At 33.9% G+C, this 12,061-nt stretch carries 12 protein-coding genes; 2 read left to right on the top strand and 10 right to left on the bottom strand.

Annotated features, from left to right (window positions below; genetic code table 11):
• Nucleotides 1-43: 43 nt before the first annotated feature.
• The 3 genes from ACMHYH_RS02920 to gndA form a co-directional block, all read right to left on the bottom strand.
• Nucleotides 44-1,552: an ATP-binding protein gene (locus tag ACMHYH_RS02920; protein ID WP_414839878.1), complete on the bottom strand. Its 1,509-nt coding sequence runs from the start codon at nucleotides 1,550-1,552 to the stop codon at nucleotides 44-46.
• 11 nt (nucleotides 1,553-1,563) lie between these two features.
• Nucleotides 1,564-2,256, bottom strand: a complete 693-nt coding sequence (locus tag ACMHYH_RS02915) for a response regulator transcription factor (RefSeq protein ID WP_414839877.1) — start codon at nucleotides 2,254-2,256, stop codon at nucleotides 1,564-1,566.
• 213 nt (nucleotides 2,257-2,469) lie between these two features.
• Nucleotides 2,470-3,903: an NADP-dependent phosphogluconate dehydrogenase gene (gndA, locus tag ACMHYH_RS02910; RefSeq protein WP_414839876.1), complete on the bottom strand. Its 1,434-nt coding sequence runs from the start codon at nucleotides 3,901-3,903 to the stop codon at nucleotides 2,470-2,472.
• Nucleotides 3,904-4,204: 301 nt separating this feature from the next.
• Between gndA and ACMHYH_RS02905 the strand changes: the two genes are divergently transcribed.
• Nucleotides 4,205-5,161: a magnesium transporter CorA family protein gene (locus ACMHYH_RS02905; protein WP_414839875.1), complete on the top strand. Its 957-nt coding sequence runs from the start codon at nucleotides 4,205-4,207 to the stop codon at nucleotides 5,159-5,161.
• Between the two features lie 74 nt (nucleotides 5,162-5,235).
• A complete protein-coding gene (locus tag ACMHYH_RS02900; RefSeq protein ID WP_414839874.1) occupies nucleotides 5,236-5,367 on the top strand; it encodes a DUF4044 domain-containing protein in 132 nt (43 codons plus the stop codon).
• A 40-nt stretch (nucleotides 5,368-5,407) separates the two neighbouring features.
• On the opposite strand, the gene recN is transcribed toward ACMHYH_RS02900, so the two are convergent.
• From recN to folD, 7 genes are all read right to left on the bottom strand, one after another.
• Complete coding sequence (gene recN / locus ACMHYH_RS02895) at nucleotides 5,408-7,123, bottom strand: DNA repair protein RecN (protein WP_414839873.1); 1,716 nt, start codon at nucleotides 7,121-7,123, stop codon at nucleotides 5,408-5,410.
• A 35-nt stretch (nucleotides 7,124-7,158) separates the two neighbouring features.
• The gene (argR, locus tag ACMHYH_RS02890) at nucleotides 7,159-7,608 is read right to left on the bottom strand and encodes an arginine repressor (RefSeq protein WP_414839872.1); all 450 of its coding nucleotides are present in this window, start codon (nucleotides 7,606-7,608) and stop codon (nucleotides 7,159-7,161) included.
• A 161-nt stretch (nucleotides 7,609-7,769) separates the two neighbouring features.
• A complete protein-coding gene (locus ACMHYH_RS02885) occupies nucleotides 7,770-8,582 on the bottom strand; it encodes a TlyA family RNA methyltransferase (RefSeq protein WP_414839871.1) in 813 nt (270 codons plus the stop codon).
• 1 nt (nucleotide 8,583) lies between these two features.
• Nucleotides 8,584-9,495 carry a polyprenyl synthetase family protein gene (locus ACMHYH_RS02880; RefSeq protein WP_414839870.1) on the bottom strand — a complete coding sequence of 304 codons (912 nt, stop codon included), beginning with the start codon at nucleotides 9,493-9,495 and terminating at the stop codon, nucleotides 8,584-8,586.
• A gap of 14 nt (nucleotides 9,496-9,509) precedes the next feature.
• On the bottom strand, nucleotides 9,510-9,749 hold the full coding sequence (locus ACMHYH_RS02875) for an exodeoxyribonuclease VII small subunit (RefSeq protein ID WP_414839869.1): 240 nt from the start codon (nucleotides 9,747-9,749) through the stop codon (nucleotides 9,510-9,512).
• Nucleotides 9,746-11,086, bottom strand: a complete 1,341-nt coding sequence (gene xseA, locus ACMHYH_RS02870) for an exodeoxyribonuclease VII large subunit (RefSeq protein WP_414839868.1) — start codon at nucleotides 11,084-11,086, stop codon at nucleotides 9,746-9,748. The genes ACMHYH_RS02875 and xseA overlap by 4 nt, the downstream gene beginning before the upstream one ends.
• Nucleotides 11,087-11,113: 27 nt before the next feature.
• Nucleotides 11,114-11,968 (bottom strand): bifunctional methylenetetrahydrofolate dehydrogenase/methenyltetrahydrofolate cyclohydrolase FolD, encoded by an 855-nt coding sequence (folD, locus tag ACMHYH_RS02865; RefSeq protein ID WP_414839867.1) that lies wholly within the window; start codon nucleotides 11,966-11,968, stop codon nucleotides 11,114-11,116.
• Between the last annotated feature and the right edge of the window lie 93 nt (nucleotides 11,969-12,061).

Genomic DNA, 12,061 nt, shown 5'->3' with positions numbered 1-12,061 from the left:
AAAGATTTCTGTCCTTAAAAAAGGCAGAAATCTTTTTTTATCTTTATGAATTTTTTACTTCATTTCGATGGATTGGTAATTTTATCCTAAATATAGAACCATGATCAAGGACACTCTCAACATAAACTGTTCCTTTATAACCTGTTAAGAGTTCTCTTGCAATAGCTAAACCTAAGCCGTTCCCACCTTTATAACGGCTTCTCGCTTTATCAACACGATAAAAACGATTAAATATTTTTTCTGTGTCTTCTTGTGTCATACCTTCTCCAAAATCTTGAATAGCAATATCAACATTTTGGTTATCCGCAGCAATTGACACGTGTATCTCTTTTCTCTTAGATGAATATTTCACAGCATTATCTAAAATAATAACTAAGATTTGTTCTAAATGGTTGCGATAGATTGAAACATACATTTCATCTCTTATATCGTCATCTAAATTGAATACGAAATCAGGATAAATCAGTTTAAAGTTATTTATTGTTTGTAAAATCAAAGGCTTAATCGTTGTCCTTTCATTCTTATAATGAATTTCAACCTGTTCAGCTCTTGATAAATCAAGCATTTCTTGAACTAGACTTTTCATTCTTTCAATTTCCTGCAAAGAAGCTTGTAACGATTCATCTAAAACTTCAGGATCATTTTTACCCCAACGGTTCAATAACTTTAAATGACCTTCCATAATAGCCACAGGAGTTCTTAGTTCATGAGAGACATCTTCTACAAAATCTTTTTGTTGTTCAATGTACTTTTGCATTCTATCCAACATATCGTTGAAAACAGTTGAAAGATGAGTCAATTCATCGTTTCCTTCATCCAATTCAATTCGAGAAGTAGATTGTGTATCCTCACGAATATCATTCATTGTATTCGTAATTTTTTTAATTGGTTTTAAGAAGTTAACCGCCAATAAGTAACCAAGAACCGCACTAAATATTAAAGCTAAAATTCCAATACCTAAAATTGCCCATAAAATCTTCTCACTCATGTAGTGATAATTAACCATCTGATTATTAACTTGGACATATCCAATTAATTTTTGAGTCACTCTAGAATAAATCGGAGAAATACCTCTTATACCTTCTTTATTATCCATTTTAATTGGCTCAATCAAAAGTTGAGCAGACTTCTTAAAGGGAATATCTTTTGGTTCAGTCTCAAATAATAATCTTGAAGTTGGGCTATAGACACGAACAAATACACCTTCTTCATTCATTTTAGCAAAGATGGTATCTTGATAATTACTTGACTGACCATAAACCAGGTTGCGCTGGTCAAATTCTTCGCCTAATTCAAGAGTTGTTAACGTATAGTTCCCACTTAGATTAAGGTAAACTGTTTCTTTTGATAACGCACTTGAACCACCATTAAGTCTATTGGTCACACCGACTAAAATTTCTTTAACATCTTGTGTTTCTTCAGTTAACATAATTTGTCTAAATCCAATAAAGATAGCTACAGTAAAAATTGTGTAGGTTAAAAAGATAGCTAAAGTAGCACCAATTGTCCATTTCCATTTTAAAGAAATACGTTTTTTATTTTTTTTGTTCAAAAAAGAATACGTCACGTACGCATCACATAGCCCGTTCCACGTACGGTTTGAATATAACTATCAACACCAGGAACATCAATTTTATTTCTCAAGTAACGAATATACACATCCACTACATTTGTTTCTACTTCAGATTCATATCCCCAAACCTTATTTAATAAAATGTCTCGAGCTAATACTACGTTGACATTCTCCATTAATTCTAATAATAACTCATATTCTCTTTTTGTTAATTCAATAATTTTTTCTCCACGATGAACAACATGATTTTCCTTTTCAATCGTTAAATCACGATAAGTTACGGTTGTTTGCTTAGTGATATTTTGCTCATTTTCAATTTCAATTCGACGAAATAAAGCACGCATTCTAGCTAGTAACTCCTCAATAGCAAAAGGCTTTACAATGTAGTCATCTGCACCGTGATCCAACCCGCTAACACGATCGATAACAGAATCTCTTGCAGTCATCATAATAATGGGTACTGTACTAACTTGACGAATACGACGGCAAACATCTATACCATTTAGCTCAGGTAGCATTAAATCTAGCAGAATAACGTCCCATTTTTTCTTTTTATTTAACGCCGCTTCCAAGCCTGCTCGACCATCATAACGGACTTCTGTTTCATATCCTTCATGCTTTAATTCTAATTCGACAAAACGTGCTAAGTTCTTCTCATCTTCAATAATTAATATTTTATTCATCTAATTCCCGCCATTCTCTTTATTTTCACTAGACTTTGCCTTTGTTACAATACCATGCTAGCCTAATATTCTCAATAACCATTTTGATTCCTTATTTACTTGTTTGCTTACTTAATATGATTTTACCATAAATTAAAATAAAATGAGAAAAATAACCACGAATCGCAGAAAGAATGCGACTCTGTGGTTATTTTTTTAATAAGTTAAGATTGTTTACAGTTCTTCTTGACCATCTTCGCCATACCAATCAAAATGGAATGTGCCAGGTCTATCCGTTCTTTCATACGTATGAGCACCAAAATAATCTCTTTGTGCTTGTATAATGTTTGCTGGAAGTCTAGCCGAACGATAAGAATCATAATAAGCGATAGCAGAAGAGAATGTCGGTATTGGCACACCTGATTTTACTGCAATTCCAATTACATCTCTTACAGCATCTTGATAGTTTTTTGTAATATCTAAGAAATAATCATCTAGCATTAGATTTTTTAATTCTGGATTTTCATCGTAAGCATCTGTAATTTTTTGTAAGAAGCGAGCACGAATAATGCAACCTGCACGGAAAATTTTAGCAATCTCTCCATATTGTAGGTTCCAATCATACTCCTCACTTGCTGTACGCATTTGAGCAAATCCTTGAGCATAGCTCATAATTTTACTGAAATATAAAGCTTTACGTATGTTTTCAACTAATAAAGCTTTGTCTCCATCAAATGAATAAGGTGTTGGTTTAGGTAATATTTCACTTGCTGCTACACGCTCATCTTTTAAAGCTGAGATGTATCTAGCAAAAACAGACTCCGTGATTAAAGGCAAAGGCACACCTAAATCTAACGCACTTTGTGATGTCCATTTACCTGTCCCTTTATTCCCCGCTCTATCTAGAATAATATCTACCATTGGTTTACCAGTTTCTGGATCTTTTTTAGTTAAGGCATCTGCTGTAAGTTCAATTAAGAAACTATCTAATTCGCCTTTATTCCATTCGGCAAAAACTTCTGCTACTTCATCAACAGATAAACCAGCTACTTTACGCAGTAAATCATAAGATTCAGCGATTAGTTGCATATCACCGTATTCAATACCATTGTGCACCATCTTGACATAATGACCTGCTCCATTTGGTCCAATATAGGCAACACAAGGTTCGCCATCTTCAGCTATTGCTGCAATTTGCTCTAAAATTGGTGCTACTAAATCATAAGCTTCCTTTTGTCCACCTGGCATGATTGCTGGTCCTAATAAAGCTCCTTCTTCGCCACCTGAAACACCTGTACCAATAAAATTAATACCTGATTCAGCTAACGCTTCACTTCGTCTAATCGTATCTTTGAAGAATGTATTTCCTCCATCAATCAAAACATCTCCTGCATCAAGATGTGGCAAAAGCCCTTGAATAGTTGCATCTGTTCCTTTACCAGCTTGTACCATCAATAAAATACGGCGCGGCTTTTCTAACGATTGGACAAATTCTTCCATCGTATAGGTTGGAAATAAGTTCTTATCTGGGTTTTCCGCACTAACAGCTTCTGTTTTTTCCCCCGTTCGATTAAAGATTGAAACAGAATATCCTCTACTTTCGATATTTAAAGCTAAGTTTTTACCCATTACTGCCATTCCTACTACACCAATTTGTTGTTTACTCACTTGTTCATTTCCCCCTTTAAATACTTAATGACTGTTTAATAGTAAAGTTTCTCTAGACCTTACTATCCTACCAAAAATAAGCTGAAATTAAAAGAAAGGAATACTAGAGAACGATTAATTTTTGCCATATCAAACTCTTTGTTAAGATAATCATCTAGACAAGCTAGTCGTCTTAAACAGGCTATTTCACTATTTGTGGTAGCTTTTTTTATTTTATAGTTTAATTTCTCTAGCGATTTAAAATAGTGTATGATTGGATCAACCATATAAATAAATTAGTTAGTGAATGAGGAGGTCTACAATGTTTCAATCTTACTATACCAATTCCGCTGGACTCATGACGAGAGGAATCAATAATCAGATAAATGACTGGATTCACGTTTCAAAACCTACTAGCGATGAAATTGAACACTTATCAAAAAAATTTAATTTCCCAAAAGACTACTTATCCTGTGTTAACGATCCTGACGAAATTGCACGACAAGAAAAATTAGGGATAAACCCTATAAAAGAGCCAAATTTGATTGTTTTTAACTATCCATCTAAAGTAATAAATAAATTAGGCTACGATGAGTATATCACTATTCCTTTTGCTATGATCTTAACTGAACATACCCTCATTACTGCTGCCGAAGATGTGCCATCATTTTTGAAAAAAATTATTGATAATCAAATAGACTATCCCGTAAACACAAAGAAAAAAGAATTATTTATTTTAGAAGTTGCTTGGCAGATTTCTTCTCACTATGTTTTTTATTTAAAAGAAATTATTAAAAAAACAGAATCTATGGAGCAACAATTAACAAAATCTACTGAAAATGAACAATTATTTGCTTTAATGTCTCTCCAAAAAAGCCTTATTTATTTTAATTCTTCCATCCACGCTAGCCACCCTATTTTCAATGAATTAAAAAAAATTGAAGCTTTCACCGAAAGTTTTGAAAATCGTAATTTATTACATGATGTTATTGTTGAAAATAGACAAGCTGAAGTCATGATTGAAGAAACTTCAAGACTTTTGGAACAAATTAGTGCTGTTTTTTCTTCTGTTATTTCAAATAATTTAAATAATATCATGAAATTTTTAACTTCTATTACAATCGTTCTAACTATACCGACAATTATCGGTGGAATCTGGGGCATGAATGTTAATTTACCCATCGATCAAGGACCAAGTGCTTTTTGGCTTATTATGTTTTTAGTTCTTTTTATTAGCTTTTTAACAACTTGGCTATTAAAAAAGAAACATTATTTATAAAAAAACTTGATTTTAAATCTTTATTTAGTGTATAATGATTTAAATATGCCAAATGAAGGTAGGCGAATAATGTCATGGCGAAGAAAAATAAAGATAAACAAGTTAACGTGAATAAAAAACTGACCAAAATTTTTGTTTGGGTCATGTTGTTTTCTATGGTCGGTATTGTATTCATCACCGCTATCTTAAACTTACTCATCTTTTAAAAAAACTATATTCCGTTACTCTCACGAGTAACGGAATTTTCTATTTATTTATACTTTTATCTTTCTGGATTTCCGCTAAATTTATTAATTCTTTAGCATGCTCAATCGTTAGCTTCGTTATTTCTGTCCCTGCGAGCATACGAGCAACTTCATCGACTTTTTCATTTTCAACTAAAGCCGTGACGTGTGTTTCTGTCCGCTCATCGATAATTGTTTTAGAAATAAATAAATGATGATTAGCCATAGCTGCTACTTGAGGCAAATGCGTAATACACAAAACCTGTGAATGTATCGCAACCAAGTATATTTTATTCGCAATCGCTTGGGCAACTCTCCCGCTGACACCAGTATCTACTTCGTCAAAAATAATACTTGTTAATCCTTGAGTTTTTGAAAAAATAGTTTTCATCGCTAACATTATTCTGGATAGTTCCCCACCAGAAGCTACTTTAACCAAGGGTTTGAGTGGCTCACCAGGATTCGTTGCGATATAAAATTCAATCCGATCAAGTCCCGTTTCATGAGCTCTACTTAAACTATCTTCTTGATTTTTTTCAAAAAACTGTACCTTTAATACCACTTTATCCATAAATAATTCTTTAAACTGTTCATGAATAGCCTCTTCTAACTTTAAAGCTGCTACTTGTCTCATTTGAGACAAACCTTCACCTTTATCAATTAATTCTTTTGAGAACAGATCCATTTCTATTTTTAGATTATTGACATGATCTTCGCGATTTTGAAGTTGATCAATCTCTAACATAATTTTTTCATAATGATTTTTAATGGCTTCAATAGATACTCCATATTTTCTTTTCATCTGATAAATAAATTCTAATCTTTTTTCAATTTCATTTAACCTATCTTCGTCATAAGCCATCTGGTCCATCTCACGTAAGATATCACTCGCAACTTCTTGCAGTTGGAAATAACTACTTGCGATAACCTCTGAGAATTGTTTATATTTATGATCAATATCTTCAATACCACTTATTCCTGTCATTGCCTGCCCCACTAAATCAATTCCGTTATTTTCTTCACCTTGCAAGGCATCGTAACTTTCTGATAGAGCATTTATAATTTTTTGATAATTCATTAATAGGTTTTTTTCTTCCAATAAGTCATCTTCTTCTTTATCTATTAATTCAGCCATTTCAATATCATTTGCTTGAAATTGCAGCATATCAAGCCTTTGGGCAAACTCCTGCTCTGTGTTTTGCCATTTGCGATAAGCCTTTTTAGTTTGCGTATACTTAGAAAACGTTACACAATAATTTTTTTTCATTTTCTGTAGCGATTCATCACCAAATTGATCCAACATTGCTAGATGTTTTTCTGGATTCATCAATTCTTGGTGTTCATTTTGTCCATGAATATCAATGAGTGTTTCACCAATTAATCTTAATGTCGAAATATTAACTAACCTTCCATTAATCCGACAAACATTCTTACCATTACGATGAATATCTCGTTGGATGATGACATCATCATTCTCACTTGCGATATCGTATTGCTCCAATAAGTTATACGTCAGCGAGTTGCCTTCCATTGAAAAAAGCCCCTCTAAAACGCATTTACTTTCACCGTGTCGAATAAATTCATTCGATCCACGCCCTCCAGCTAATAATCCTACAGCATCAATGATAATCGATTTTCCTGCACCTGTTTCACCTGTTAAAACGGTCATTCCTGTTTCAAAAGTTAAACTCAAATCATGAATAATAGCAAAGTTTTTAATGGTTAATTCTTGTAACACTCTATCCACCTCCATTAACTTGCCTACTTAAACATTTACAACATACGAATAAAATGATTTTTTATCTTCTTAGCTAATTCATTAGAGCGACAAATGATTAAGACACTGTCGTCTCCAGAAATCGTTCCAAATATTTCTTGGAATTCTGATAGATCTATCAAAGAACCTAATGCAAAAGCATTACCTGGAATCGTTCGAACTAAAAGCAAGTAATCTTGTACATCAACAGAAACAAAACATGTTTTTAGTAAGCGCTCTAATTTTTTTGAAGTATCATAGTGTACATCCGGAGGGAGGCTATAACGGTAGCCTCCAGATAAAGAAGGTACTTTTATTAACTGTAATTCTTTAATGTCGCGCGAAATAGTAGCTTGAGTAACTTCCGTACCTCTTTCTCTTAAAATAGATACAAAATCCTCTTGTTTTTCAATTACGTGTTCTTGAATAAGAACTTTTAGCAATTGATGCCGTTCTTTCTTCTTCATAATTCCACCTCATTTTAGTGTGAGTATAAAATATACAGTATTTTACTCATCATACCGTATATTTTATACTTATAACAGTAATTTAACGAAGGTTACTCAAATTATTTGGACATTACACTAAGAAAATACAGATAAATATACACTTGTTGATTTTACTTAAACTAAAAACTTTCGTGCGCTGCTATTACTATCTCATCAATGTTAACGGTTTTATTTAGCGAGCCTTTTGGCTTATTGTTCCATTTTAGATGAGCTAAAAATTCAATATTTCCTTGTCCTCCAGTTATTGGAGAAAAATTCAAAGCCTCTACGTCATATCCTTGTTCAAGAGAGAACTGAATCATTCTGTTTAGAACTTCTTGGTGAATAATAGGATCATGTATAATGCCTTTTTCACCAACATCCTTACGATTTGCTTCAAACTGAGGCTTAATTAAGGCTAAAACGTCTCCTCCAACGGAAACAATGTCTTTTAACACAGGTAAAATAATCCGTAACGAAATAAAGGAGACATCAATTGAAACTAAATTAGGCTGTCCTTTTTTGAAATCTTCTAATCGACTATTTCTAAAATTTGTTTGTTCCATTACTACAACACGCGGATCTTGTCTCAATTTCCATGAGAGTTGATTTGTACCAACATCTAGTGCATAGCTTAACTTTGCACCATGCTGCAATGCTGCATCTGTAAAACCACCCGTTGAAGAACCAATATCTAGCATAATCTTATCTTTTATAGATACGTCAAAAATAGACATTGCCTTTTCTAATTTTAATCCACCTCTGCTGACATAACGCAATTTTTCACCTTTGCGTTTTAATTGTGTCGTAACAGGTATCTTTTCACCAGCTGTATCTATTCGCTCGTTTTTATCAGTTAGAATTATTCCTGCCATAACCGCACGTTTAGCTTTTTCAACAGAATCATACAAGCCCTGTTCTACAAGGAGAATATCCACTCGTTCTTTCTTCATTTTACTCTCTCCTTTGCTGAAGTCGCAACAAATCTAGCATGTCAGATAATAGCTGAATATCAAACTGACCACCTTTAGTTTGATAATACTCGCTAATTTGCACTAAGGTTTTTCTTGCACCTACTACTTCATTTTCTAAAGCTGCTTTAGCACCTTCTAAACTCAATAAGGCAGGATAGGTACTTTTATTTAAAGTAGCATCCATTCCCGTTTTTTTGCCTAATTCTTTTGAATCACCAACCACATCTAGAATGTCATCTAAAATTTGAAAAGCTAAGCCAAAGTGTGCAGCGAATGCGTTTAATAGCATAGCTACCCTAGAGGGAGCATCTGCGATTACCCCACCTGCGTAAACAGAAAATCTTAATAATTCTCCCGTTTTCTTTTCGTGTATCGCTTTTAAAACTTCCAATGATACTTGTTGGTTTTCGCCTTCTATATCTTCTGTTTGACCAGCAACCATCCCCATTGGACCAGCTGCTTTTGCTAGAGCTAAAATTAAAGCTAGTTTTTTTGCATCAGGTAGGGAGCCTAATGAGGCAATTTCAAATGCTTGAGTTAATAGACCATCTCCAGCTAAAATCGCTATATCTTCGCCATAAACTTTGTGATTAGTTGGTTTTCCTCTACGCATTGCGTCGTTATCCATCGCAGGAAGATCATCATGAACCAGAGAGTATGTGTGAATGTATTCTAAAGCAGTTGCTATTTCATAACTTTTAGTTGTATCTCCACCTAGCGAGTGAACTGTTGCTAGTAGCAGCAACGGTCTAATACGTTTCCCGCCTGCGGTTAGAGAGTACCTCATCGCTTGGCCAAGCGTCCCTTTTGAATAAGTACCCTTATCTAAAAACTCAATCAAGGCTGCTTCAATTAGAGGTTTTTCCCTTTTTTCGAATAAACTGAATTCCATCTATTATTCAGCCCCTATTCGTTTGAATCAGATTCATTTTCAAACAATGTTTCTTCGCCATTTTCTTCTACAATTTTTGTTAATGTTTTTTCTGCGTTTTGTAAGGTTTCCTTGCAGATTTTGCTTAGTCCAACCCCTCTTTGAAATTGGTCTAATGCTTCTTCTAAAGGAACATCTCCTCTTTCAAGATTTGTTACGATTTCTTCTAATTGTTGCATAGCTTCTTCGAATTTTATTTTTTCTTTCGCACTCATTTCGTTTCCCCCATTTTCTTTATTACCGTAGCTTCAAACTCACCATCATGCAAGTGAATATGAATTTGATCATTTAGTTGAATTTGATCTACTGCTTTTATCACTTTATCTTCTTTTGTTACATAGCTATAACCGCGATTCATAATTTTTAAAGGGCTTAAATAATCTAATGATTGCATTGCATAATCCACTCGCTTAGTTGTCTTTTCCATGTATCGTTCTATTTCATTGACCAGTTGTTGGTTACTCAATGCTAAGTCTCGTTGTTTCTCTTCTATTAATTGAATAGGGTTTACGCCCATTAATTTATACTGCATTAGTCTAAAATCTTGTTGGCCTATCTGGACTTTTTCCACTAGCGATCTTTGAAGTCTATCTGTTAGCATATCTAAATTTTGAGCATAGCCTTCATATAATCTTTGAGGCTGTTTAAAAATATACGATTCTAAACTACGGTTTAACCGTTGACTTAATACATCTATTTTTCTCATATAGCTTTGAATCAAACGCAAACGCATTTGCTCTATTTTGATTAACTCATCAGATAACAAAGGAACTGAAAGTTCTGCAGCAGCTGTTGGTGTTGCAGCTCTCATATCTGCAACTAAATCAGCAATAGTCGTATCTGTCTCATGTCCGACAGAAGAAATAATGGGTGTCTTAGCTTCAAAAATAGCTCGAGCTACTTTTTCTTCGTTAAATGGCCATAAATCTTCTATTGAACCTCCACCACGTGCCAAAATCATTGTATCAAAATCACCTTTGGCTTCAACCATTCTAATACTATTAACAATATCGTCAGCGGCTTTTACTCCTTGGACTAGTGTCGGAAAAACAACTAATTGCACAATTGGATAACGTCTTTTAATTGTTGTCATGATGTCTCTAACTACTGCACCTGATGGACTAGTAACAATCGCTATTTTTTTAGGAAAGGTTGAAATTAATTGCTTGGGTGCATCAAATAATCCTTCTTTTTTCAATTTAACTTTCATTTCTTCTAACGCCTGATACAAAGCTCCTACACCATCTGGTTCCATGTGTTCTACATAGATCTGATAGCTACCGCTCGCTTCGTATAAAGAGATACGACCAATAATTAAGACTTTCATTCCTTCTTCAGGTGTAAATTTTAAACTTTGAAAAGCTCCCTTAAACATCATTGCTGAAATTTTAGCCCGATCATCTTTTAAACTAAAGTATTGATGTGCATTAGGCCGATTTCTGAAGTTAGATATTTCACCTGTTAAATAAACCCTCTCTAGATAAGGATCTTGTTCGAATTTTCGTTTAATGTATTTCGTTAAAGCCGTGACAGTTAAATACTTTTCTGTCAAAAAAAAACCTCCTGACTTATCATCCGTTTAAATTGTTCTTTGCGCACTAATAATTGTTTGATACAACAACATCGTAATGGTCATTGGGCCAACTCCACCAGGAACTGGCGTAAGATAACTGGCTATCTCTGCTACTTCATCTGCTTTTACGTCACCGATCAACTTACCTTTTGCATCACGATTCATTCCTACGTCTATAACAACCGCACCTGGTTTAATGAATTCTTTTGTAACAAAATGACCTCTTCCAATTGCCACGACTAAAATATCCGCAGTTTTTGCTATTTCCGCTAAATGGCTAGTTTTTGAATGAGCTATCGTTACTGTTGCATCATTCATTAATAATAATTGAGCCATTGGCTTACCTACTATATTGCTACGACCAATAACTACAGCTGTTTTTCCTATGATATCAATCTGGTAATAGTCTAATAGCTTCATTATGCCATAAGGTGTACAAGCAAGTTTATCTGGTTGTCCTATTAACAATTTCCCCATATTAACTGGATGAAAACCATCCACATCTTTTTCCGGATTAACTGCATTTAAGACTTTTTCGGGATCTATTTGTTTTGGCAATGGCAATTGAACTAAAATGCCATGAATCGTATCATCTTGATTAAATTGTTCAATCTCTCTTAGGATTTCTTGTTCACTAACTTCTTGAGGGTATCTCATTACTTTCGAATTAAATCCTAATAATTCTGCTCTCTTTTGTTTATTTCGTACATAGGTTTGACTAGCGGGATGTTCACCGACCAGTAAGACTGCTAAACCCGGAATGACTCCTTTTATTTTTAGCTCTTTGACCATTGCTTGCATCTCTTCATTCATTTTATCCACTAAATTTTTACTACTCATTATTATTGCGCTAATCGTCATTCCCACCCTTTTTAACTTTAAATAGTCCGTTAGTTGTATGTGTCTATTTTACCATATCAATCAATAATGTAATATCCCTTCAAGTCTATTTAT

It is taken from the genome of Carnobacterium sp. TMP28 (assembly GCF_047553015.1).
Classification (GTDB): Bacteria; Bacillota; Bacilli; order Lactobacillales; family Carnobacteriaceae; genus Carnobacterium_A.
This window is presented reverse-complemented; position numbering and strand designations above follow the sequence as displayed.